Below are 24806 nucleotides of genomic sequence, written 5' to 3' on the forward strand. Positions count from 1 at the left end.
AGCAGATACAAAGAGCGGGAGCACGCAAGGAAGCCGCCCGCCGCGCCGCCGCCCGCCGGCGCAAGCAGCCTCCGGAGCATCCCCCTCCTGTCCACTCCCCAGCGCTCCCAGGTGAGGCAATGATCGGTCGCATCCCCGTCCTCGACGTCCGCCCGCTCGTGGACTGCGGCCGCCGGCCCGCCAAAGCGGTCGCCGGCGAGACCTTCCAGGTCACCGCCACGGTCTTCCGTGAAGGCCATGACGCGGTCGCCGCCAATGTCGTACTGCGCGACCCCAACGGCCGCTCGGGACCCTGGACCCCCATGCGGGAGCTGGCCCCCGGCACCGACCGGTGGGGCGCGGACGTCACCCCGCCGGCGGAAGGCCGCTGGACGTACACGGTGGAGGCCTGGAGCGATCCGGTCACCACCTGGCGGCATGTCGCCGGCATCAAGATCCCGGCCGGGATCGACACCGCCCTGGTCCTCGCCGAGGGCGCCCGGCTGCACGAGCTGGCCGCCGCCGGGGTGCCCAAGAACGACGGCCGGGCCGCCGTGCTGGCCGCCGTCGACGTGCTGCTCGACGAGAACAGGACCGCGGCGGAGCGGCACACCGCGGCCGTGGCCCCCGCGGTCACCGCCGTCCTCGACCGCTTCCCGCTGCGGGAGCTGGTCACCGCCTCCCGTCCGATGCCGCTGCAGGTCGAGCGCCGGCGGGCGCTGTTCGGGTCCTGGTACGAGCTGTTCCCGCGCTCCGAGGGCGCGGTCGTCGAGGCGGGCCGGCCGCCGCGGTCCGGCACCTTCCGCACCGCCGCGGAACGGCTGCCGGCCGTCGCCGCGATGGGCTTCGACGTCCTGTACCTGCCGCCGATCCACCCGATCGGCACCGCCTTCCGCAAGGGCCCGGACAACAGCCTCGTCGCGGGCCCGGACGATGTCGGCTGCCCCTGGGCGATCGGCTCGCCGGAGGGCGGGCACGACGCGATCCACCCCGATCTGGGCACCATCGAGGACTTCGACTTCTTCGTGGCGCAGGCCCGCGAGCTGCGGCTGGAGATCGCCCTCGACTTCGCCCTGCAGTGCTCCCCCGACCACCCCTGGGTCGACAAGCACCCGGAGTGGTTCGCCCACCGGCCGGACGGCAGCATCGCCTACGCCGAGAACCCGCCGAAGAAGTACCAGGACATCTACCCCATCGCCTTCGACGCCGACATGCCCGGCATCGTGCGCGAGACGCTGCGCGTCCTGCGGTACTGGATGGAGCACGGCGTACGGATCTTCCGGGTCGACAACCCGCACACCAAGCCGGTGGTCTTCTGGGAGAAGGTCATCGCCGACATCAACCGCACCGACCCCGACGTGCTCTTCCTGGCCGAGGCGTTCACCCGGCCGGCGATGATGCACACCCTGGCGAAGATCGGCTTCCAGCAGTCGTACACGTACTTCACCTGGCGCACCGCCAAGGAGGAGCTGACCGACTACCTGACGGAGCTGTCCGGGGACGCGGCGAGTTACATGCGGCCGAATTTCTTTGTCAACACGCCGGACATCCTGCACGCGTACCTTCAGCACGGTGGCCGCCCCGCGTTCGAGGTGCGCGCCGTGCTGGCCGCGACGATGTCACCCACCTGGGGGGTCTACGCGGGCTTCGAGCTGTACGAGGGCGACGCCGTACGACACGGCGGCGAGGAATACCTGCACTCCGAGAAGTACGAGCTGCGTCCCCGCGACTGGGCCGCGGCCGAGGCGGAAGGACGCTCGCTGGCCCCGTTCATCACCCGGCTCAACCGGCTGCGGCGCCGCCATCCGGCCCTGCAGCAGCTGCGTGAACTGGCTTTCCACCCCACGGACAACGACGCGGTGCTCGCGTACTCCAAGCGCAGCGGCGAGGACGTCGTACTGGTGGTCGTCAACCTCGACGCCCACCACACCCAGGAGGCCACCGTCTCGTTGAACATGCCGGAACTCGGCCTGACCTGGCACGAGTCCGTCCCGGTGCGCGACGAGCTCACCGGCGAGACCTACCACTGGGGCAGGGAAAACTATGTGCGCCTCGAACCGGGCCGTACGCCCGCGCACATCGTTCATCTGCGACCGTCTCCTTCGATCGGAGGGTCACTCAGTTGATCGTCAACGAACCCGTTCCCGACACCTTCGAGGACACACCGGCAAAGGACCGAGATCCCGACTGGTTCAAACGGGCGGTGTTCTACGAAGTCCTCGTGCGGTCCTTCCAGGACAGCAACGGCGATGGTGTCGGTGACCTGAAGGGCATCACCGCCAAGCTCGACTACCTGCAATGGCTCGGGGTGGACTGCCTGTGGCTGCCGCCCTTCTTCGCCTCTCCGCTGCGCGACGGGGGCTACGACGTCTCCGACTACACCGCGGTGCTCCCGGAATTCGGCGACCTCGCCGACTTCGTGGAGTTCGTGGACGCGGCGCACCAGCGCGGCATGCGCGTGATCATCGACTTCGTCATGAACCACACGAGTGACCAGCACGACTGGTTCCAGCAGTCCCGTTCCGACCCGGACGGCCCGTACGGCGACTACTACACCTGGGCGGACGACGACAAGGAGTTCCAGGACGCGCGGATCATCTTCGTCGACACCGAGACGTCGAACTGGACCTTCGACCCGGTGCGCAAGCAGTACTACTGGCACCGGTTCTTCTCCCACCAGCCGGATCTCAACTATGAGAACCCGCAGGTCCAGGAGGAGATCCTGGCCGCGCTGCGGTTCTGGCTCGATCTGGGGATCGACGGCTTCCGGCTCGACGCGGTGCCCTACCTCTACCAGCAGGAGGGCACCAACTGCGAGAACCTGCCGCAGACCCACCAGTTCCTGAAGCGGGTCCGCGCCGACATCGAACTGCACTACCCGGACACCGTGCTGCTCGCCGAGGCCAACCAGTGGCCCGAGGACGTCGTCGACTACTTCGGCGACTTCCAGAAGGGCGGCGACGAGTGCCACATGGCGTTCCACTTCCCGGTGATGCCGCGCATCTTCATGGCGGTGCGCCGCGAGTCGCGCTACCCCGTCTCGGAAATCCTGGCCAAGACCCCGGCCATCCCGCAGACCTGCCAGTGGGGCATCTTCCTGCGCAACCATGACGAGCTGACCCTCGAAATGGTCACCGACGAAGAGCGCGACTACATGTACGCGGAGTACGCCAAGGACCCGCGGATGCGGGCCAACATCGGCATCCGCCGCCGGCTCGCACCGCTGCTGGACAACGACCGCAACCAGATCGAACTGTTCACGGCACTGCTGCTGTCGCTGCCCGGCTCGCCGATCCTGTACTACGGCGACGAGATCGGCATGGGCGACAACATCTGGCTCGGCGACCGGGACGCGGTCCGCACCCCCATGCAGTGGACGCCCGACCGCAACGCGGGCTTCTCCTCGTGCGACCCCGGCCGACTGTATCTGCCGACCATCATGGATCCGGTCTACGGCTACCAGGTCACCAACGTCGAAGCGGCGATGAGCAGCCCGTCCTCGTTGCTGCACTGGACCCGGCGCATGATCGAGATCCGTAAGCAGAACCCGGCCTTCGGCCTCGGCTCCTACACGGAACTGCCCTCCAGCAACCCCGCTGTGCTGGCGTTCCTGCGGGAATACGGCGACGACCTCGTCCTCTGTGTGCACAACTTCTCCCGCTTCCCCCAGCCCACCGAGCTGGATCTGCGGACGTTCAGCGGCCGGCACCCGGTCGAGCTCATCGGCGGAGTGCGGTTCCCCGCCATCGGCGAACTGCCCTATCTGCTGACCCTCGCCGGTCACGGCTTCTACTGGTTCCGGCTGCGCCGCGACCCGGTGTAACTCCCCCAGCTGACGCTGGGAGGTGCCCCCACGGCTACCGCTGGGGGGTGCCCCAAGCCCTCAGGCCCCCAGGCCCCCGGCCGGGCGGGCCCGCGGGCCCGCCCGGAACACCCTCCGGGCGGGCCCGTACGGCGGTTTCCTGTCACCCGGCCGGGGCAGGCTCCCCGTGTCGCCGGACAGCCACCGCCCGTCATCCGGGAGGCTTACGCGCACTCCCCGCCGCACGCTTCCGGGCAGGGTGCGCGATTCCCCGGGGAAAGGACGTCATGTCGGACAGCTCCTGGACCCGCACCTCTCCTACCACCGGCCGTTCACCGGCCACAGCCCCCGGGCTGCTGCACTCGCTCAGCCCACTGCTGCTGGAATGGCTACCGCAGCAGCGCTGGTTCGCCGGCAAGGGCCGGCCGATCACCGGCTTCGACCTGGTGTCGGCGACCGAACTGCTGCCCATGGGCGGCCGGCTCGGCACCCCGGGCCTGCTCCATCTGCTGCTCGACGTCGAGCAGACCGGCCGCCGCGCCGACTGCTATCAACTGCTGCTCGGCACCCGCACCCTGCTGCCGCCCGCACTCGCGCCCGCCGCCGTCGGCCAGGCCACCGGCGGGCCGCTCGACGGTCTGACGATCTACGAGGGGCTGTACGACCCGCGGCTCACCGCGGTGCTGCTGGAACGTCTCCGCGCCCCCGGCCGCACCGGACGGCTGCGCTTCCTGACCGAGCCCTCGGCCACCGTCCCGGCCGGGCTGGCGCCGCGGCTGTCGACCGCCGAGCAGTCGAACACCTCGGTCATCTACGGCGACGAGTACATCCTCAAGGTGTTCCGCCGGGTCTCCCCCGGCGCCAACCCGGACCTCGAACTCTCCCTCGCCCTGGCCCGTGACGGCTCCCGGCGGGTCGCGGCACCGGCCGCGTGGTTCGAGGCGCTGGAACTGCCGGAGCCGGCCGGCACCCCGGACGGCATCGGCGCGGAACCGGCGACGCTCGGCGTGCTGCAGCGCTATCTGCCCGGTTCGGCCGACGGCTGGGAGCTGGCCCTGCGGGCCATGGACGACGGTACGGAGTTCACCGCCGACGCCCGCGCCCTGGGCGCCGCCACCGCCGAGGTCCATGCCGCGCTGGCCCGCGCGCTGCCCACCGGTTCGCTGGACCGCCGCAGGATCCAGCTGATCGCCGCCACCATGGCGCAGCGGCTGGACACCGCCGCGGCCGAGGTCCCGGAGCTGCGCCCGTACCGCACCCGGCTGCGGGCGGCCTTCCACGACCTGTCGGAACTCGGCGGCACCGGGGCGCGGGTGGCCGCCCAGCGCATCCACGGCGATCTGCACCTCGGCCAAGCGCTGCGCACCGCGGATCACGACTGGCTGCTGATCGACTTCGAGGGCGAGCCCTCGCGCCCGCTGTCGGAGCGCCGGCTGCCCGCGCCACCGGTCCAGGACGTCGCGGGCATGCTGCGCTCCTTCGACTACGCCGCCCGGCACCGCGACCCGGCCGCGCCGACGGCCGGCGCGTGGGCGGAACGGCACCGGGACGCGTTCTGCGCGGGCTACGCCGCGACGTCGGGCACCGACCCGCGCGACCAGCCCGTACTGATACGCGCCTACGAGACCGACAAGGCCGTCTACGAAGTCCTGTACGAGGCCCGGCACCGCCCCGCCTGGCTCCCCATCCCGATGTCAGCCATCGACCGCCTCGCCTCCAACCCCCTCCGAGGAGGATCACACCGTGACCGAGCGCCAGCCGTCTCCCCTCACGCCGGGCGCGCCCGCCGCCGTGCCCACCACCGCCGTACCCCAGGCGGACAAGGCACCGGGCGAGCCGCTCGGCCGGCCGCCGGCTCCCGTGACGCCCGCCGCGCCGGCGCCCGCGCCCACACCCGCGGTGCCTCCGGCGCCCACTCCGGCGCCCGCTCCTGCTCCGACTCCGGCTCCGGCGGTGTCGGAGGCCGCCGCACGGGGATACGAGTCCGGGGTGACCCGACCGCCCGCCTCGGGGAGCGCCCCCCGGCCGACGACGGACGCCGTTCCGCCGTCCCGGGGCGAGACCCGTGACCCCGGCGCCGTCACCACCCCCCGGCCCGGCCCCCCGGCCGCCGCGCCCTCTCCCGTGGCTCCCGCAGCCCCTGTCGTGCCCGCCACACCGGTCCCGCCGCCCGTCGCCCCGGCCCGGGACGCCGCCCCGGCGCGGGTCGCGGTCCGCGGCGTCCGGCCCGCCGATCCGCTGGACGACGCGGACCGCGGCAGGCTGCTGGAGGGGGCGCACCACGATCCGCACGGGCTGCTCGGTGCCCATCCGGTGACCGGCGGCGTGCTGTTCCGGGTGCTGCGGCCGTACGCGCTGGGAGTGGCGGTCACCGCGAAGGGGCTGCGCGCGGAGCTGCTGGACGAGGGCGACGGGCTGTTCGCCGGGGTGCTGCCGCTGCGGGAGATCCCGGAGTACGAACTGCTGGTGCGGTACGCGGACGGCGAGCACCCCGTGCAGGACCCGTACCGGTTCCTGCCCTCGCTCGGCGAGCTGGACCTGCACCTGATCGGTGAGGGCCGCCACGAGCAGCTCTGGGAGGCGCTCGGCGCCCGGCCGATGACCCATCAGGGCGTCACCGGCACCCGGTTCGCCGTCTGGGCGCCCAACGCCCGCGGGGTGCGGGTCGCGGGCGGCTTCAACTTCTGGGACGGCACCGGCTTCCCGATGCGCTCGCTCGGCTCCACCGGTGTGTGGGAGCTGTTCGTGCCGGGTGTCGGCGACGGGACGGCGTACAAGTTCGACATCGCCCGCCCGGACGGCGGCCGCACGCTGAAGGCCGACCCGATGGCCCGCAGCACCGAACTGCCGCCCGCGACGGCGTCGATCGTCACGTCCTCGCACCACACCTGGAACGACGGCGAGTGGATGGCCCGGCGGGCCGCGGTCCCCGTCCACCAGGCGCCGTTCTCGGTCTACGAGGTGCATCTGACGTCCTGGCGGCCGGGCCTGACCTACCGCGAGCTGGCGGAGCAGCTGCCCACGTACGTCGCCGACCTGGGGTTCACCCATGTCGAGCTGATGCCGGTTGCCGAGCACCCGTTCGGCGGCTCCTGGGGCTACCAGGTGACGTCGTACTACGCGCCGACCTCGCGGCTGGGCTCCCCCGACGACTTCAAGTTCCTCGTCGACGCGCTGCACCGGGCGGGCCTCGGCGTGATCATGGACTGGGTGCCCGCGCACTTCCCGAAGGACGACTGGGCGCTGGCGAACTTCGACGGTGTCCCGCTCTACGAGCACGGCGACCCGAACCGCGCCGAGCACCCGGACTGGGGCACCCTGGAGTTCGACCTCGGCCGTACCGAGGTCCGGAACTTCATGGTGGCCAACGCCGTCTACTGGTGCGAGGAGTTCCACATCGACGGCCTGCGGGTCGACGCGGTGGCCTCGATGCTCTACCTGGACTACTCGCGTGAGCACGGCGAATGGACGCCCAACCAGCACGGCGGCCGGGAGAACCTGGACGCGGTGGCGTTCCTGCAGGAGATGAACGCGACCGTCTACCGGCGCTGCCCCGGGGTCGTGACGATCGCCGAGGAGTCCACCGCCTGGGACGGCGTCACCCGCTCCACCGACTCCGGCGGGCTCGGCTTCGGGCTGAAGTGGAACATGGGCTGGATGCACGACTCGCTGGAGTACGTGTCGAAGGAGCCCGTGCACCGCAAGTACCACCACCACGAGATGACGTTCTCGATGGTCTACGCCTACTCCGAGAACTACGTGCTGCCGATCTCCCACGACGAGGTCGTGCACGGCAAGCGCTCGCTGGTCTCGAAGATGCCGGGCGACTGGTGGCAGCAGCGCGCCACCCACCGCGCGTACCTCGGCTTCATGTGGGCGCATCCGGGCAAGCAGCTGCTCTTCATGGGGCAGGAGTTCGCGCAGGGCGCTGAGTGGTCGCACGACCACGGGCCCGACTGGTGGCTGCTGGACGAGACGTACGCGGCGGCCGCCGACCACCGCGGGATCCGCGATCTGGTCCGGGAGCTGAACCGCACCTACAACGCGACACCGGCCCTGTGGCAGCGCGACACCGACCCGGGCGGCTTCGCCTGGATCGACGGCGGCGCGGCCGAGGACAACACCTTCTCGTTCCTCCGCTACGACGCGGAGGGCGAACCGCTGGTGTGCGTCAGCAACTTCTCCCCGGTGGTCCGCGAGAACTACCGGGTCGGCGTTCCGGACCGGGCCTGGCAGGAGGTGCTCAACACCGACGACGCGCGCTACGGCGGCAGCGGCACCGCCACCGGCAGCACCGGGCACCCGCTCAAGGCCGAACCGACGTCCTGGCACGGGCAGGAGCAGAGCCTCCTGCTCACCCTCCCGCCGCTGGCCACGGTCTGGCTGCGACCGGCCTGACCTCCGCACTCGTACGTTCCTCCGAACCGGTGGCGTATTCACGCGCCCCGGTTCGGTGGTCCGCACCATGGGGACCCGGCACCGGCGCCCCTACGCTGACCCCGTGCACCGACCCTCTTCTGATCCGCCCCGGCTGCCGTTCGACGCATCGGCGATCAGACGGCTGCGTGCCCAGCTCGGGATGAACCACTCCCACATCGCCCATGCCATGTGGACCTCCTACGGCACCCCCGTCAGGCCCGAGACCATCGCCGCCTGGGAGCGCGGTGAGCTCGTGCCGCGCGCCTCCGAGCTGCCCGCTCTGGCCGGCGCCCTGTGGTGCGACCCGTCCGATCTCATGAGCACGCCGACGACCCTGCTGGAACACCGCTGGGCCCGCGGTATCGCCCCTTCCGACCTGGCGCGGGCGGTCGGCATGCCGATCTCCGACTACGAGCGCATGGAGGTCCAGGGCCGCTGGACCGGCAACGAGCGGCAGACCGCCGCGCTGGCCGACGTGCTCGGCCTGTCGCTGCCGGAACTCCTGACGGTCACCGGCGGCGACAAGCGGCTGGACGCGCTGCTGCGGGAAGCCGTGGCGACCCGCTGGCAGGCGTACGTCAAACCCGTCACGGCCCTGGTGCCGCTGCCCCGGCACCGGATAGAACCGGTGCTGCGCGGCATGCACTCGGAGTACCAGTCCGTGATGGTCGCGACCCTCAACTGGGGCAACGACGTGCCCGCGTCGGGCGGCGCGGGCGGCCGGGCCTTCCTGGACACCGTCACCGAGCGCTTCTGGGCCGGTCTGCAGAACCCCTAGCCGCCCCGCCGCGCGAGCCGGACGAACCTCTCCGCCCCCGCGCGAGCCGCTAACCGGCCTGCACGGTCTCGTGGTCCCTGGGGGCCGGCATCGGGTCAGGCGTGTCCGCGTCCTTCTTCGGGGCGGCGTCGGCGTGGTCGTCCACCAGCGTGGACTCGTCGAAGGGCAGCTCTCCGGCGAAGACCCGGACGGCGCGTTCCTTGTCGAACTCCTTGGTCCAGGTGCCGACGAGGACGGTCGCGACCGCGTTGCCCGCGAAGTTGGTGAGGGCGCGGGCCTCGCTCATGAAGCGGTCGATGCCGATGATGAGCCCGACCCCGTCGACCAGGGCGGGCTGGTGCGACTGCAGGCCGCCCGCCAGGGTGGCGATGCCCGCGCCGGTGACACCGGCCGCGCCCTTCGAGGCGATGATCATGAACAGCAGCAGCGAGATCTGCTGGCTCACCGACAGCGGGTCGCCCATCGCCTCGGCGATGAACAGCGAGGACATCGTCAGATAGATGGCGGTGCCGTCGAGGTTGAACGAGTAGCCGGTCGGCACGGTGATGCCGACCACCGGGCGGCTGACGCCCAGGTGCTCCATCTTGGCGATCAGCCGCGGCAGGGCCGATTCGGACGACGAGGTCGACAGGATCAGCAGGAACTCGCGGCCGAGGTACTTCAGCAGGTCGAAGAGGTTCACTCCGGCGACCAGCCGCAGCAGCGTGCCGAGCACCACGATCACGAACAGCGCACAGGTGAGATAGAAGCCGATCATGATCACGGCCAGCGACTTCAGCGCGTCCGTGCCGGTCTCGCCGACCACCGCCGCCATCGCGCCGAACGCGCCCACCGGCGCCGCCCACATGATCATCGACAGCACCCGGAAGACGAGCCGCTGGATGTGCCCGATGCCCCGCAGCACCGGCTCCCCGGACTTCCCGAGCGCCTGCACGGCGAAGCCGACCAGCAGCGCGACCAGCAGCGTCTGCAGCACCTGGCCCTCGGTGAAGGACGACACCATCGTCTTGGGGATGATGCCGAGCAGGAAGTCGACGGTCCCCTCGCTGCCGGCCGCCTGCTTGTGCCCGGCCGCCTTCGCCGCCGAGGTCAGGTGCAGGGTGCTGCCGGGGTGCAGCACGTTGCCGACCACCAGGCCGATGGCGAGCGCCACCGTCGACATCACCATGAAGTAGCCGAGCGCGAGCCCGCCCACGGCGCCGACCTTGGCGGCCTTGCGCACCGATCCGATGCCGAGCACGATCGTGCAGAAGATGATCGGCGAGATCATCATCTTGATCAGGTTCACGAAGCCGGTGCCCAGCGGCTTGAACTCCTTGGCCACACCGGGTGCGGCCAGCCCCAGCACGATCCCGGCGACGACCGCCGCGATCACCGCCAGGTAGAGATAGTGCGTGCGGTCCTTCTTGGCGTTCTGCGGTGTCACGTCGCGGCTCTGCGTCGTCACGTCTGCCTCCCGAGGTCTGCGTAGCTTCGGTGACTATGCGCGTGCGCGTGACCGGGGTCACGTTTGCGTTCATTGAGTTCGCGCCGCGGAGTGCACACTGTGGGGCATGCCGATATCCCGGCGCGGCCCCTCGCGTCCCCGCAGCCTCGCCGGCCAGCTGTTCGCCATGCAGGTGGTGATCGTGGCCGTCGTCGTCGCGGGGTGCGCGGTGCTGGCCTACGTCCAGGCGCACAGCCGGGCCGAGGACGCGGCGGACGGCCGGGTGCGGGCGGCGGCCGTGTCGATCGCCGACTCCCCCACCGTCCGGCAGGCCGCCCTCGCGGCGCCCGGCACCGATCCGAGCACGGTGCTCCAGCCGTACGCGCAGCGGGTGGTCGCGGACGCGCGCGTGGACTTCGTGACGATCATGGCCCCGGACGGCATCCGCTGGACCCACCCCGACCCGAAGCGGATCGGCGAGCCGTTCCTCGGCCACACCGCGCGCGCCCTGCGGGGCGAGACCTTCACCGAGACGTACACCGGCACGCTCGGCCCGTCGGTGCGGGTCGTGGCCCCGGTGCTCGACGGGCCCGGCGGCCGGGTCATCGCGCTGGTCAGCGTCGGCATCAAGGTGGACGCGATCAGCCATGAGGTGCGCGGCCAGCTGACCGTGCTGCTCGCCGTCGCGGCCGCCGCGCTCGCGATCGGCGGCCTCGGCACGTACCTGGCCAACGCCCGGCTGCGCCGCCACACGCACGGCATGGCCGCCACCGAGCTGAGCCGGATGTACGACTACCACCAGGCGACGCTGCACGCGGTGCGCGAGGGGCTGATCCTCCTCGGCGCCGACCGCCGGGTGCTGCTCTGCAACGACGCGGCCCGCGAACTGCTCGGCCTCACCGGCGAGGTCGTCGGCGGCTACGTGGACGGCCTGGGGCTGCCCGCCTCCCTCACCGGCGCGCTGCTCGCGGCCGAGCCCCGCGTCGACGAGGTGCATCTGACCGCCGAGCGGGTCGTGGTCGTCAACACCTCGCCGGTGCTCGGCGGGGAGCGCCGCGGCACCGTCGTCACCCTGCGGGACCACACCGATCTGCAGGCGCTGACCGGCGAGCTGGACTCGGTGCGGGGCTTCGCCGAGGCGCTGCGCTCCCAGGCGCACGAGGCCTCCAACCGGCTGCACACCGTGGTCTCGCTGATCGAACTGGGCCGCGCGGACGAGGCGGTGGACTTCGCCACCGCCGAACTGGAGCTGGCGCAGGCGCTCACCGACCAGGTCGTCGGGGCCGTCGGCGAACCGGTGCTCGCCGCGCTGCTGCTGGGCAAGGCGGCCGAGGCCAACGAGCGCGGGGTCGAGCTGACCGTCACCGAGGACAGCCGGATCGACGACGGCGTCCTGCCCGACGGATTCGCGGCGCGCGACCTCGTGACAATCCTGGGCAATCTTGTCGACAATGCCCTGGACGCCGCTGTCGAGGGCGCCGGCCGCCCGAAGGTCGCGGTCACCGCCAGGACCGAAGGGAACGAATTGCTGCTGAAGGTCACCGACACCGGGCGCGGCGTGGACCCCGAGGTGCTGCGCGAGGTGTTCCAGCGCGGCTGGACGACGAAGAGCGAGGGACGCGGGCTCGGGCTGGCGCTGGTCGAGCAGGCGGCGCGGCGCGGCGGCGGCACGGTGGAACTGGGGCAGGACGACCGGGGCGGCGCGGTGTTCACCGTCCGCATGCCGCTGCTGCGGGAGGCACGTACATGAGCGACATCGCGCACACCGGACAGAAGACCGTCCACAGTCCCGGCACCAGCCGGGTGCTGGTGGTCGAGGACGATCCGATCGCCGCCGCGGCGCACGGGCTGTACGTCGAGCGGGTGGCGGGCTTCACGGTCGTCGGCACGGTGCACTCCGGCGGGGACGCGCTCCGCTTCTTCCGGCAGCACCCGGTGGACCTGGTGCTGCTCGACCTCCATCTGCCGGACGGCCACGGTCTGCAGGTCGTGCAGGCGATGCGGGCGGCCGGTCACACCGCCGACGTCATCGCGGTGACGTCCGCCCGCGACCTCGGGGTGGTGCGGCAGGCGGTGTCCGCCGGTGTCGTCCAGTACCTGCTCAAGCCGTTCACGTTCCCCAGCCTGCGCGACCGCCTCGACCGGTGGGCCCGGTTCCGCCGCGAGCTGGCCGGGGGCGAGGCCTCGGGGCAGGACGAGGTGGACCGGGCGCTGGCGGCGCTGCGCAGCCCGGAGGCACCGGTGCTGCCGAAGGGGCTCAGCGCCCCGACGCTGGAGGCCGTCACGGCCGCGTTGCGCGAGGCGGCGAGCGGGATCTCGGCGAACGCGGCGGCCACGGCCGTCGGTGTCTCGCGGATCACCGCCCGGCGCTATCTGGAGCATCTGGTGGACACCGGGCGCGCGGTGCGCAGCCCGCAGTACGGGCAGGTGGGGCGGCCGGAACTCAGCTACCGCTGGTCCCCGGGGCCCGGCCGGGACGGCCGCGGCAGCGGCTGAACGGCTGCCCTTCCTGCGGCAATAGGAAACTTTCCTAACCAATCTCTTGTCGCGGGCATGCGGGACCACTAGCGTTCACGCAGCGTTCCCAGAGCCAACTCCCGTACACGCTAGGAGTTCTCCCCCATGCTCTTCTTCCCGCACTCCCGCCGCGGCCGCATCGCGCTGGCCGCGACCGTAGGGCTCGCCGCGGCGTCCGCGCTCGGCGCGACCGCCCAGGCCACCACCCCCACCGCCGCGAAGGCCGCCCCGCAGGCCGCCGCCGCTCTCCCCAGCGGCATCGCGGCCCCGTATCTGTACCTCGGCTGGGGCACCCCGCCGTCCGCGACGTCCGTCATGTCGGCCACCGGCATCAAGCAGTTCACCATGGCCTTCATGCTCTCCGACGGCGGCTGTAATCCCAAGTGGGACGGGAGCCGCGCGCTCACCGGAGGCACCGACGCGTCGACGATCAACGCGATCCGCAACGCGGGCGGCGACGTCACCATCTCCTTCGGCGGCTGGAGCGGCAACAAGCTCGAAGAGAAGTGCACTTCAGCCTCCGCACTGGCCGGCGCGTACCAGAAGGCGATCAACGCCTACCAGCTGAAGTCCATCGACATCGACATCGAGGCCTCGGCGGTCGAGAACGCCACGGTCCGCAAGCGCACCGTGGACGCCCTGAAGATCATCAAGACCAACAACAGCGACGTGAAGGTCTACCTCACCTTCGGCACCACCCCCACGGGGCCCGACTCCAACGGCAAGGACCTGATCAAGAAGGGCGCCGCGGCCGGGCTGAACGCGGACGGCTGGGCGGTCATGCCGTTCGACTACGACCAGGGTGCCGTCGACATGGCCGCCACCACCAAGTCCGCGGTCGACGGTCTGAAGAACGCCGTCGCCAGCGCCTACGGGCTCTCCTCGGACGCGGCCTACCGCAAGGTCGGCTTCTCCTCGATGAACGGCATCACCGACAGCGCCGGCGAGAAGGTCACCCTCGCCAACTTCAAGTCGATGGTCTCCTACGCGACCAGCCACCACCTGGCCCGCGTCAGCTTCTGGGCCGTCAACCGCGACCGCAAGTGCGGTTCCGGCACCGACGCGGACGCCTGCAGCGGAATCAGCCAGAACAACTGGGACTTCACCAAGGCGCTCGCGGCCTACACCGGCTGAGGCCGGCCGACACCGCACCCGTCGCACGCATGGATTCCGCGCCCCGGCCCGCAGCCCCGAGCTGTCGCCCGGGGCGCGGTCACGCGGTGCCGGAGAACGCTCCGCCGAACCGCCGGCAGCCGCGCGCCACCACGTGCGCGACACCGGCCGCGGCCAGCGCGGGCACGAGCAGCATCGGCAGCCCGGGGCCGCCGGAGAAGAACTGCTCCACGGCACCCTCGGAGGTGAACGCGTCGACGGTGCCCAGCTCCAGCAGGATCACCACCGCGGCGGCCGATGACGGCGCCGTCCCGGGGGCGAACGCCCAGCGCGGCGGCAGACAGACCAGCAGCCCGCCGGCCAGACCGCCCGAGACCGCTCCGAGCACGCCGCCGACGATCGGCCCGAGGGCGAGATAGGTGTACTGCCCGTACTCGGTCAGTTCGAAGAGAGTGCCGCCCAGCACGCCCCCGAGCAGACCCGCGGCCGCCAGACAGCAGAACAGCGTCCACCGCCAGTCGCCGGGTCGGTGGGCTGAGCCGTAGCCGGGCGCCTCGTCCGCCGTCGTCGCCACGCGGGGCACCTTCCTTCATCCGCCTCCGTCGTCGGATGGATCAGACTGCACCGCCGGTGGCCGCCGGATCAAGTACTTGGCGCGTTCGGGGTACTTCTGCGGAATCGTCCGTCAAGCGGCCGCAATGTCCCCGGCGGAACGGGCCAGTGCCGCGGCCTCGCCGCGGGTGTCGACATCGAGCTTGTTCAGGATGTTCGCGACGTGGAACTTCACCGTGGACTCGCTGATGTGCAGGTCCTCGGCGATGGCCCGGTTGCGGTGTCCCCGCACGAGATGCTCGAGGACTTCCAGCTCCCGTGTGCCCAGGGCGGCGAGCGGGTGGGCGGCCGGGGCGGTGACCGGTCCCAGCGGGACGGTGCCGGTGACGGTGGTGCCCCAGCCGGGGACCGCGTCGAGGACCAGCCGGCCGCCGAGCGCCTTGAGCCGGTCGGTGACCCGGTGGACGGTGAGCGCCTCGGAGGCCAGCGAGCCGGGCCCGTCGTCGCGGACGGTGACCCGCAGGATGTCGTCGTCGACCTGCCAGCCGACGTGGATCCGGCTCAGCTCCGCCTGCTCCAGCATCGCCAGCACCACCGCGCGGGTCACGGCGCGGGCGGCGTGCGCGGTGTCGACGGGCAGCGTCCGCCCGGAGTCCGGGGCGCGCAGGTCGAGTTGGACCGGCCCGTAGCGCACCAGCGGGTCGAGTTCGGCGGCGATCCGGGCGAACGCGGCGTCGGCGGGCTCCTCGCTGAGACCCTGTTCGCGGTCGGCCGCCGAGCGCAGTTCGATCATCGCGGAGACGGCCAGGTCGGCGGCGGTGCGGCGGGCGGTGGCGTCGTCCAGGTTCCTGGAGCGCAGGGTGCCGAGCAGACCGGAGAGGACCGCGGCCTGGGCCTCGCCGAGTTCGGCGATGACCCTGGCCCGCTCGCTCGCCGTGGCCCGGGAGCGGGCGGCCATCCCGGGCGGCGCGTCGGCGGCGCGGTGGTCCAGATGGACACAGACCAGGTCCCACAGCCGCTGGACGACCCCGACGGCCGCCTCCGGCAGCGGTTCCACGGGGGTGTCGACGAGGACCAGCAGCGCCCCGTTGCTGCCCGCGGCGGCAGAGGCCGCCGCGAAGACCTGCCGGGTGGCGCCCGCCACGACCGCCTCGCCCTGCCAGGGGCGGCCGACCGGAACGACACCGGCCAGCCGGCTCAGTTCCGCGCTGGTGATCCGCTCGGCGACCTCGGCCGCACCCGAGGTCTTCATCGGGTAGTGCGCGCAGTATCCGGTCAGCTTCGCCGCGGCCCGGTGCGGGATCAGTCCGTCCAGTACCGCGGACAGGGTCGGGAGCGTCTGGCCGAGCGGGGCCCGGACGACTTCCAGGGCCACGGTCAGGGCGTGTTCCGGTTCGTTCCAGGCGCTGGATTCCATAGCGTCAACGGTACTGGGCACGGCTCCGGAACGGCCTGGTCTTTCGGACAGGTGGGACTGTCCGAAAGGCGGGGCGGGTTTCCGGGACGCACGGGCCAGGCTGAGAACACGACGACGAGACCGGGCCGGAACGGTTCGGTCCACCACTTTGAGGAGTGCGTTCCCATGACGAAGGCCATTGCGTTCGCGGCGTACGGCGACGCCGACGTCCTGCAGCCCACCGACATCGAGGTGCCCGCTCCCGGACCGGGCCAGGTGCGGCTGACCGTGCACGCCGCCGGAGTGAACCCGCTCGACTGCAAGATCCGCAGCGGCGCGGTGTCCGCCGTCTTCCCGGTGGAACTGCCGCACGTACCCGGCCTGGAGGCGTCAGGCACCGTGGAGGCGGTCGGCGAGGGCGCCACCGGCCTCGCGGTCGGCGACGAGGTCTTCGGTCCGGTCGCCGGGGCCTACGCCGAGCAGCTGGTGGTCGACGCCGGCCGGCTGGCGGTCAAGCCCGCCTCGCTGTCCTGGGCGGAGGCCGCGGCACTGCCCGTCGCCGCCGAGACCGCCTGGCGCACCCTGGAACTGCTGGACGTGAAAGCGGGCGAGACACTGCTGATCCACGCCGCGGCCGGCGGCGTCGGCACGCTGGCGGTGCAGTTCGCGGTGGCCCGCGGCGTCCGCGTCATCGGCACGGCGAGCGAGGCGAACCACGAGTACCTGCGCTCGCTGGGCGCCGTTCCCGTCACGTACGGCGACGGCCTGGCCGAGCGGGTCCGCGCCGTGTCCGACGGTCCCGTCGACGCCGTCCTGGACGCGGCGGGCCGGGACGTGCTGGGCGTCTCGGTGGAACTGGCCGGCGGCCCCGAGCGGGTGGTGACCATCGCGGACGCGATGCACGCCCCCGCCCACCAGGTGCGCTTCTCCGGCGGTGGCCCCGGCCAGGACCGCACCGAGGCGGCGCTGGCCGGCGCGCTGGCCCTGCACGCGGAGGGTTCGCTGCAGGTGCGCATCGCCCGCACGTACCCGCTGGCGGACGCCGCCGAGGCGCACCGCGCCAGCGAGCACGGCCACCACACCGGGAAGATCGTCCTCAGCATCGGCTGAACCACGGTCCTGGAATGGGCCCCGAGGGCGGGTGCAAGGACCGGCCGGTCAGAACACCGACTCGGCCTCGTCCATCCGCTCGTCCGGGACCCGCTTCAGCTCCACCACCGCGTCCGCGAGCGGCACCATCTCGATCTGGGTGCCGCGCAGCGCGGTCATGTGCCCGAAGGCGCCCTTGTGGACGCCTTCGACCGCGTGCCAGCCGAAGCGGTTGGCCAGCACCCGGTCGTAGGCGGTGGGGACGCCACCGCGCTGGACGTGGCCGAGGATGACGGGACGCGCCTCCTTGCCGAGGCGCTCCTCCAGTTCGACGGCGAGCCGGGTCCCGATGCCGGTGAACCGCTCGTGGCCGAACTTGTCGACCTCGCCGACGCCGTAGTCCATGGTGCCCTCGGCGGGGTGGGCGCCCTCGGCGACGCAGATGACGGCGAACTTCTTGCCGCGGGCGAAGCGCTCCTCGACCATCGCGACCAGGTCGGCGGGGTCGAACGGCCGCTCCGGGATGCAGATGCCGTGCGCGCCGCCCGCCATGCCGGACTCCAGGGCGATCCAGCCGGCGTGCCGGCCCATCACCTCGACGACCATGACGCGCTGGTGGGATTCGGCGGTGGTCTTCAAACGGTCGATGGCCTCGGTGGCGACCATGACGGCGGTGTCGAAGCCGAAGGTGCGGTCGGTGGCCGAGATGTCGTTGTCGATGGTCTTCGGCACGCCGACGACCGGCATTCCGGCGTCCGACAGCATCTTGGCGGCGGTCAGGGTGCCCTCGCCGCCGATCGGGATGAGGGCGTCGATGCCGTACTGGCGGCACAGCTCCTCGGCGTTGTCCGCGGCCTCGCGCAGCCGGCCGCGCTCCAGGCGCGCGGAGCCGAGGATGGTGCCGCCGCGGGCCAGGATGCCGCTGACCGAGTTGAGGCCGAGCGGCCGGTAGCGGCCTTCGAGCAGCCCGACGAAGCCGTCCTCGAAGCCGATGACCTCGTCGCCGTGCCCGGTGAGCGCGCGGTGCACGACCGATCGGATCACGGCGTTGAGGCCGGGGCAGTCGCCGCCTGCGGTGAGGACTCCGATACGCATGGGCTGGTCTCTCCTGGATGGTTTCGGGGCCTGGGGTGTCACGGGGCGGGGGCCGGGCTCGCCGGGCGTTTCGGGACCAGGGTGCCGGCGCCGACCCGGCCGGCCAGGAAGTCGTCGACGTTGCGGACCGTGGCCTCGACGATCTGGTCGAGCGCGTCCACGGTGTAGTACGCCTGGTGCGAGGTGATCAGGACGTTGGAGAAGGTGAGCAGGCGGGCGAGCGTGTCGTCCGTCATGATCTCCAGCGACTTGTCGAAGAAGAAGACGCCGGCCTCCTCCTCGTAGACGTCCAGGCCCACGCCGTCGAGCCGGCCGGCTCGCAGCGTCTCGACCAGGGCCGCGGAGTCGATGAGCCCGCCGCGGCTGGAGTTGATGAGGATCGCGTCGTCCTTCATCCGGGCCAGCGCGTGCGCGCCGACGAGGTGGTGGGTGTCGGGAAGCAGCGGTACATGCAGGGAGATCAGGTCGGACTCGGTGAGCAGCACGTCCAGTTCGACATACTCCATGCCCAGCTCGACACAGGCTGGATCGGGCGCGACGTCCCAGCCCAGCAGCTTCATCCCGAAGCCGTGCGCGATCCTCGTGAACGCCGCGCCGATCTTGCCGGTGCCGACGACGCCGACCGTACGGCCCCGGAAGTCCCGGCCGAGCAGGCCGTCGAGGCGGAAGTCGAAGTCGCGGGTGCGGGTGGCGGCGCGGACGATCCGGCGGTTGAGGGCGGTGGCCAGCGTCCAGGCGAATTCGGCCACCGAGTACGGGGAGTAGTACGCGACGCGGGCGACGGTGAGGCCGAGGCGTTCGGCCGCGTCCAGGTCGATGTTGTTGAATCCGGTGGACCGCTGGGCGATCAGCTTGGTGCCGCCCTCGGCGAGCACCTCCAGGACGTCGGCGTCCAGCTGCGCGTTCACGCTGGTGCTGACGATCTCGTAACCTGCGGCGAGCGGCACGGTGTCGATGGTCAGGAAGGTCTCCAGACACCGCAGCTGGTAGCGGCCGGCGAATTCCCGCTCCAGCAGGGCCCGCTCGTCCTTCTGCACTCCGGTCGCCAGGATCTCCACCGACACTCCTCCCTCATCACCTTATTTCACCCTATGGGAACTGTGCGGAGATGCGTACCACCCACGTCCCCGCGGCCGGCGGGAACCTCCTGCCGAGCGCCTCGTACTTTCCCGCACCGAGCTTGTGGAAGGGCAAAGCGTCCACCCGGGTGACGTCCGGCAGGCTCCCGGTACAGCGCCGGTTCCCAGGACTTGATGTCCAGCAGGACGAGGTCGGTGTCGGCCAGCAGCGCGTCGTGGGCCCGGCCGCCGAGGAAGCCGGAGGTGTCCAGGGCGGTGTGCAGGCCGAGTTCGTGCCGGAAGCGGTGCAGCAGCTCACCGGTGAAGACCGGCTGCAGCAGCGGTTCGCCGCCGCTGGGCCGCGGGCGATCTCCTGCGGGAGCATCCCCAGCACCCGGTGCCAGACCTTCTCGGTACGCTCGGTCGGACCGGCCAGGAAGGAGCCCTCGCCGTCGTGTACTGGAGCTGTTCCGCTGTTGGACTTTTCCAGTCTCCTCCCGGTGTTTTCGCTGGTGAGCAGGCGAATGGCATCTTGGGGAGGGTCGAAGGTCACCTCCGGGCGGGCCCTGTGCCGGCAAGCGACGGCACCAGCGTCGCGTTAGCGTCTTGGAGTAGGTACGAAGCGGAGAGCGGCCGCACCGGGAACGGAGCGCGGCACGAAGAGAGCAGTGGCGGGAAACAGTGGTGAGCCGGCAGCGATGAGCAGCAACCCAGCGCGACGATGGATCGGAGAACGCGCGTGACGCGCAGCGTCTATGTAACGGGGATCGGCCGCGGCGACGGCCGCCAGGTGGTCGAACTGGGGGTGATGGAGCTCCTGACCCGCCAGGTCGACCGGGTGGGGGTGTTCCGGCCGCTGATGCACGACGGGCCCGACCGGCTGTTCGATCTGCTGCGCAGCCGCTACCGGCTGTCCCAGGACCCGTCCACGGTCTACGGCATGGGGTACGCGGAGGCGGCGGCCCTCCAGGCCGAGCAGGGGCGCGACGCGCTGACCGCCCGGCTGGTGGACCGGTTCCACGAGGTCGCCCGGGAGTACGAGGCGGTGCTGATTCTCGGCTCCGACTTCGCGGAAACGAATCTTCCGGCGGAGCTGGGCATCAACGCCCGGCTCGCCAACGAATGCGGCGCCTCCGTGCTGCCGGTGATCGGCGGCATCGACCAGACGGCCGAATCGGTGGTCGCCGAGGTCCGCAACGCCTACCTCGCCTACACCAACCTCGGCTGCGACGTCATCGCCATGGTCGCCAACCGCGTCGGCACGGCAGAGGCGGAGGAGGCCGGCCGCCGGCTCGCCCGCCGGCCCGAGGTGCCCGTCTACGTCATCCCCGAGGAGCCCGCGCTGTCGGCGCCCACCGTGGCGCAGATCGTCGAGGCGCTCGGCGCCGACGTGCTGCTCGGCGACGACGCCGGGCTCTCCCGCGACGCGCTGGACTTCGTCTTCGGCGGCGCGATGCTGCCGGCCTTCCTGCCCGCGCTGACCCCCGGCTGTCTGGTGGTCACCCCCGGGGACCGCGCCGACCTCATCATCGGCTCGCTCGCCGCACACTCGGCCGGCGCCCCGCCGATCGCGGGCGTGCTGCTCACCCTCGACGAGCGGCCGGGCCCGGACATCCTGGCGCTGGCGGCGCGGCTCGCGCCCGGCACCCCCGTGATCGCGGTCGCGGCCGGCAGCTTCCCCACCGCCGCCGAGCTGTTCGCGCTGGACGGCAAGCTCGGCGCGGGCACCCCGCGCAAGGCGGAGACCGCGCTCGGACTGTTCGAAACCCATGTGGACACCGCCGAGTTGACGCAGCGGCTGTCGGTCGCCCGCAGCGAGCGCGTCACCCCGATGATGTTCGAGCACACCCTGATCGAACGGGCCCGCTCCGGGCGCCGCCGCATCGTGCTGCCGGAGGGCGCGGAGGAGCGCATCCTGCGCGCCGCCGAGGTGCTGCTGCGGCGCGGGGTGTGCGACCTGATCCTGCTCGGCGACGAGGACGCGGTCCGCAAGAAGGCCGCCGACCTGGGCATCTCCCTCGACCAGCCGGGCGTCACCGTCGTCGACCCGCAGACCTCACCGCTGCGGGAGCGGTTCGCCGAGCAGTACGCGAAGCTGCGCGCCCACAAGGGCGTCTCCTACGAGCTGGCCTACGACGTCGTCGCCGACGTCTCGTACTTCGGCACCCTGATGGTGCAGGAGGGCCTGGCCGACGGCATGGTGTCGGGCGCGGTGCACTCGACCGCCGCCACCATCCGCCCGGCCTTCGAGATCATCAAGACCGCGCCGGGCGCGGCGATCGTCAGCTCGGTGTTCTTCATGTGCCTGGCCGACAAGGTCCTCGTCTACGGCGACTGCGCCGTCAACCCGGACCCGGACGCCGAGCAGCTGGCGGACATCGCCATCCAGGCGGCGGCCACCGCCGCCCAGTTCGGTGTGCAGCCGCGGATCGCCATGCTGTCGTACTCCACCGGAACCTCGGGCTCCGGCGCGGACGTCGACAAGGTCCGCAGGGCCACCGAGCTGGTCCGCGAGCGCCGCCCCGACCTGGCCGTCGACGGTCCGATCCAGTACGACGCGGCCGTCGAACCGTCGGTCGCGGCCACCAAGATGCCGGACTCGGCGGTGGCGGGCCAGGCCACCGTGCTGGTCTTCCCCGACCTCAACACCGGCAACAACACCTACAAGGCCGTCCAGCGGTCGGCCGGCGCGGTCGCCGTCGGCCCGGTGCTGCAGGGCCTGCGCAAGCCGGTCAACGACCTGTCGCGCGGTGCGCTGGTCCAGGACATCGTGAATACGGTCGCCATCACGGCCATCCAGGCGCAGGGCGAATCCCCGGCGCGGCAGCAGGGCGAAGGAGACACCCAGTGAGCAGCCCCGCCGGCCCGGCCGGCAGCCCCTCCCGCGTGCTCGTCCTCAATTCCGGCTCGTCCTCCGTCAAGTACCAGCTGCTGGACATGGCGGCCGGCCCCGGCACGGACGCCCGGCTCGCCGCCGGGCTGGTCGAGCGGATCGGCGAGGGCGAGGTCGCCGACCACGACGCCGCGCTGCGGATCATCGCCGCCGAGCTGGACGGACAGGGCCTCGGCATGGACTCCCCCGAGCTGGCGGCGGTCGGCCACCGCGTCGTGCACGGCGGCACCCGCTTCACCGAGCCGACGCTGATCACCGACGAGGTCGTCGCGGCGATCGAGAAGCTGGTGCCGCTCGCCCCGCTGCACAACCCGGCGAACATCACCGGCATCAGGGTCGCCCGCGAGCTGCGCCCCGACCTGCCGCAGGTCGCGGTCTTCGACACCGCGTTCCACTCGACGATCCCCGAGCACGCCGCCCGGTACGCGATCGACACCGGGACGGCGGACCGGTACGAGATCCGCCGCTACGGCTTCCACGGCACCTCGCACGCGTTCGTCTCACGCGCCGCCGCGGACCTGCTCGGCAAGGAGTCGTCGCAGGTCAACGTCATCGTGCTGCATCTCGGGAACGGCGCCTCCGCCTCCGCTGTGGCGGGCGGAAGCTGCGTGGAGACCTCGATGGGGCTGACGCCGCTGGAGGGTCTGGTCATGGGCACCCGTTCGGGCGATCTCGACCCGGCGGTAGTCTTCCACCTGGCGCGCGTAGGTGGAATGACGGTGGACGAGATCGACACCCTGCTCAACAAACGCAGTGGCTTGCTCGGCCTGTGCGGTGACAACGACATGCGCGAGATCGGACGCCGCATGGCCGAGGGCGACAAAGCCGCCCGGCTGGCGTTCGACATCTACATCCACCGCCTGCGCAAATACATCGGCGCGTACACCGCCGTACTGGGCCGGGTGGACGCCATTGCCTTCACCGCCGGGGTCGGGGAGAACTCCGCCGCGGTGCGCGAAGCGGCCCTGCGGGGCCTGGAGACCCTCGGCATCGAGGTCGACGCCGTACGCAACGCCGTCCGCGGCCATGCCGCGCGGCTGATCTCCACGGACACCAGCAGAGTCGCGGTGGCCGTGGTGCCCACCGACGAAGAGCTCGAGATCGCCCGTGCCACCTATGCGCTCGCCCAACGCTGACCCCGCTTCATACCCACGACGCCCCAGGAATATTCCGGAGCGGAACAAACCCGATAGGATTGCGCCCATGCGCCGAGCAAAGATCGTTTGCACCCTGGGACCCGCCGTCGACTCCTACGACCAGCTGAAGACGCTGGCCGAGGCCGGCATGAACGTGGCCCGTTTCAACTTCAGCCACGGAACTCACGCCGAGCACGAGGAGCGCTATCAGCGCGTGCGCAAGGTGGCCGAGGAGACCGGCCGTGCGATCGGCGTCCTCGCCGACCTGCAGGGCCCCAAGATCCGGCTGGCCAAGTTCGCCGACGGACCCGTCGAGCTGGTCGCGGGTGACGAGTTCACCATCACCGCCGAGGACGTCCCCGGCGACAAGACCATCTGCGGCACCACGTACAAGGGCCTGCCCGGCGATGTCAGCAAGGGCGACCCGATCCTGATCAACGACGGCAACGTCGCGCTGCGGGTCATCCAGGTCGAGGGCCCCCGGGTGCGGTGTCTGGTCGTCGAGGGCGGAGTGATCTCCGACCACAAGGGCATCAACCTTCCCGGCGCGGCCGTGAACGTCCCGGCGCTGTCCGAGAAGGACATCGAGGACCTGCGCTTCGCACTGGCGATGGGCGTCGACATGGTCGCGCTGTCGTTCGTCCGCGACGCCTCGGACGTCAAGGACGTCCACCGCGTCATGGACGAGGAGGGCCGCCGGGTCCCCGTCATCGCCAAGGTGGAGAAGCCGCAGGCGGTCGAGAACATGGAGGCCGTCGTCATGGCCTTCGACGCGGTCATGGTCGCCCGCGGCGACCTCGCCGTGGAGTACCCGCTGGAGCGGGTGCCGGTCGTCCAGAAGCAGCTCATCGAGCTCTGCCGCCGCAACGCCAAGCCGGTGATCGTCGCGACCCAGATGATGGAGTCGATGATCACCAACTCGCGCCCGACGCGCGCCGAGGCCTCCGACGTCGCCAACGCGATCCTCGACGGCGCGGACGCGGTCATGCTCTCCGCCGAGTCCTCGGTGGGCAAGTACCCGATCGACACGGTCAAGACGATGTCCCGCATCGTCGAGGCCGCCGAGGAGGAGCTGCTCAAGCGCGGCCTGCAGCCGCTGGCGCCCGGCAAGAAGCCGCGCACCCAGGGCGGCGCCGTCGCCCGCGCCGCGGCCGAACTGGCCGACTTCCTGGACGCCAAGACCCTGGTCGCGTTCACCCAGTCCGGCGACACCGCCCGCCGGCTGGCCCGCTACCGCGTCCCGGCCCCGGTGCTGGCGTTCACCACCGACCCCTCGACCCGCAACCAGCTCGCGCTGACCTGGGGCGTCGAGACGTACGTGGTCCCGTACGTCGACAACACCGACGCCATGGTGGACGTCGTCGACACCGAGATGCTCAAGCTCAAGGAGTACAACGCGGGTGACACCGTGATCATCACCGCCGGTTCGCCCCCCGGCGTCCCCGGCAACACCAACATGGTCCGGGTGCACCACCTGGGCGACGACATCCGCAAGTAGCCGCACGCCGGCCTGCCGCACCCGGCCGGCGACGCCATCGCACAAGGCGTCGCGG

16 protein-coding genes and 2 pseudogenes are annotated in these 24806 nt (G+C 71.6%); 12 read left to right on the forward strand and 6 right to left on the reverse strand.

Annotated elements, in window-relative coordinates:
* Positions 1 to 119: 119 nt before the first annotated feature.
* From LNW73_RS09290 to LNW73_RS09310, 5 genes and pseudogenes are all read left to right on the forward strand, one after another.
* Positions 120 to 2105 (forward strand): alpha-1,4-glucan--maltose-1-phosphate maltosyltransferase, encoded by a 1986-nt coding sequence (locus tag LNW73_RS09290; RefSeq protein WP_250989607.1) that lies wholly within the window; start codon positions 120 to 122, stop codon positions 2103 to 2105.
* Positions 2102 to 3802 (forward strand): maltose alpha-D-glucosyltransferase, encoded by a 1701-nt coding sequence (treS, locus tag LNW73_RS09295; protein ID WP_250977812.1) that lies wholly within the window; start codon positions 2102 to 2104, stop codon positions 3800 to 3802. The genes LNW73_RS09290 and treS overlap by 4 nt, the downstream gene beginning before the upstream one ends.
* 266 nt (positions 3803 to 4068) lie before the next feature.
* Positions 4069 to 5499, forward strand: a pseudogene (locus tag LNW73_RS09300) (maltokinase N-terminal cap-like domain-containing protein); the annotation flags it as partial.
* A 235-nt stretch (positions 5500 to 5734) separates the two neighbouring features.
* Positions 5735 to 8179 carry a 1,4-alpha-glucan branching enzyme gene (glgB, locus tag LNW73_RS09305; RefSeq protein ID WP_441349476.1) on the forward strand — a complete coding sequence of 815 codons (2445 nt, stop codon included), beginning with the start codon at positions 5735 to 5737 and terminating at the stop codon, positions 8177 to 8179.
* Positions 8180 to 8282: 103 nt separating this feature from the next.
* Positions 8283 to 8978 carry a helix-turn-helix domain-containing protein gene (locus tag LNW73_RS09310; RefSeq protein ID WP_250977809.1) on the forward strand — a complete coding sequence of 232 codons (696 nt, stop codon included), beginning with the start codon at positions 8283 to 8285 and terminating at the stop codon, positions 8976 to 8978.
* Positions 8979 to 9027: 49 nt separating this feature from the next.
* On the opposite strand, the gene LNW73_RS09315 is transcribed toward LNW73_RS09310, so the two are convergent.
* Positions 9028 to 10425 (reverse strand): cation:dicarboxylate symporter family transporter, encoded by a 1398-nt coding sequence (locus tag LNW73_RS09315; protein WP_374118060.1) that lies wholly within the window; start codon positions 10423 to 10425, stop codon positions 9028 to 9030.
* A 106-nt stretch (positions 10426 to 10531) separates the two neighbouring features.
* On the opposite strand from LNW73_RS09315, the gene LNW73_RS09320 reads away from it, so the two are divergent.
* The 3 genes from LNW73_RS09320 to LNW73_RS09330 all read left to right on the forward strand — a co-directional run bounded on the left by LNW73_RS09320 (position 10532) and on the right by LNW73_RS09330 (position 14055).
* Positions 10532 to 12154: a sensor histidine kinase gene (locus LNW73_RS09320; protein ID WP_250989609.1), complete on the forward strand. Its 1623-nt coding sequence runs from the start codon at positions 10532 to 10534 to the stop codon at positions 12152 to 12154.
* Entirely contained in the window at positions 12151 to 12900 is a 750-nt protein-coding gene (locus LNW73_RS09325) for a response regulator (RefSeq protein WP_250989610.1), read from the forward strand. Before LNW73_RS09320 ends, LNW73_RS09325 begins: the two co-directional genes overlap by 4 nt.
* 126 nt (positions 12901 to 13026) lie before the next feature.
* On the forward strand, positions 13027 to 14055 hold the full coding sequence (locus LNW73_RS09330; RefSeq protein WP_250989611.1) for a chitinase: 1029 nt from the start codon (positions 13027 to 13029) through the stop codon (positions 14053 to 14055).
* 79 nt (positions 14056 to 14134) lie between these two features.
* Here LNW73_RS09330 and LNW73_RS09335 read toward each other — a convergent pair whose 3' ends face one another.
* Both LNW73_RS09335 and LNW73_RS09340 read right to left on the reverse strand, forming a co-directional pair.
* A complete protein-coding gene (locus LNW73_RS09335) occupies positions 14135 to 14608 on the reverse strand; it encodes a hypothetical protein (RefSeq protein WP_250989612.1) in 474 nt (157 codons plus the stop codon).
* Positions 14609 to 14719: 111 nt separating this feature from the next.
* Entirely contained in the window at positions 14720 to 16003 is a 1284-nt protein-coding gene (locus LNW73_RS09340) for a helix-turn-helix transcriptional regulator (RefSeq protein ID WP_250989613.1), read from the reverse strand.
* 165 nt (positions 16004 to 16168) lie between these two features.
* Here LNW73_RS09340 and LNW73_RS09345 point away from each other — a divergent pair, with 165 nt between their 5' ends.
* Positions 16169 to 17092, forward strand: a complete 924-nt coding sequence (locus LNW73_RS09345) for an NADP-dependent oxidoreductase (RefSeq protein ID WP_250989614.1) — start codon at positions 16169 to 16171, stop codon at positions 17090 to 17092.
* A gap of 48 nt (positions 17093 to 17140) precedes the next feature.
* Here LNW73_RS09345 and LNW73_RS09350 read toward each other — a convergent pair whose 3' ends face one another.
* The 3 genes and pseudogenes from LNW73_RS09350 to LNW73_RS09360 all read right to left on the reverse strand — a co-directional run.
* Positions 17141 to 18166, reverse strand: a complete 1026-nt coding sequence (locus tag LNW73_RS09350) for an ATP-dependent 6-phosphofructokinase (RefSeq protein WP_250977802.1) — start codon at positions 18164 to 18166, stop codon at positions 17141 to 17143.
* A 38-nt stretch (positions 18167 to 18204) separates the two neighbouring features.
* On the reverse strand, positions 18205 to 19224 hold the full coding sequence (locus LNW73_RS09355) for a 2-hydroxyacid dehydrogenase (RefSeq protein ID WP_250989615.1): 1020 nt from the start codon (positions 19222 to 19224) through the stop codon (positions 18205 to 18207).
* Positions 19225 to 19255: 31 nt separating this feature from the next.
* Positions 19256 to 19601: pseudogene (locus tag LNW73_RS09360) on the reverse strand (pyruvate formate-lyase-activating protein); the annotation flags it as partial.
* A gap of 362 nt (positions 19602 to 19963) precedes the next feature.
* Here LNW73_RS09360 and pta point away from each other — a divergent pair.
* The 3 genes from pta to pyk all read left to right on the forward strand — a co-directional run bounded on the left by pta (position 19964) and on the right by pyk (position 24751).
* Positions 19964 to 22075: a phosphate acetyltransferase gene (pta, locus tag LNW73_RS09365; protein WP_250989616.1), complete on the forward strand. Its 2112-nt coding sequence runs from the start codon at positions 19964 to 19966 to the stop codon at positions 22073 to 22075.
* Positions 22072 to 23253: an acetate kinase gene (locus LNW73_RS09370; protein WP_308407650.1), complete on the forward strand. Its 1182-nt coding sequence runs from the start codon at positions 22072 to 22074 to the stop codon at positions 23251 to 23253. The genes pta and LNW73_RS09370 overlap by 4 nt, the downstream gene beginning before the upstream one ends.
* A gap of 67 nt (positions 23254 to 23320) precedes the next feature.
* Positions 23321 to 24751 (forward strand): pyruvate kinase, encoded by a 1431-nt coding sequence (pyk, locus tag LNW73_RS09375; RefSeq protein ID WP_250977799.1) that lies wholly within the window; start codon positions 23321 to 23323, stop codon positions 24749 to 24751.
* Positions 24752 to 24806 lie beyond the last annotated feature (55 nt).

The organism is Streptomyces sp. RKAG337, from assembly GCF_023701715.1.
Lineage (GTDB): Bacteria > Actinomycetota > Actinomycetes > Streptomycetales > Streptomycetaceae > Actinacidiphila.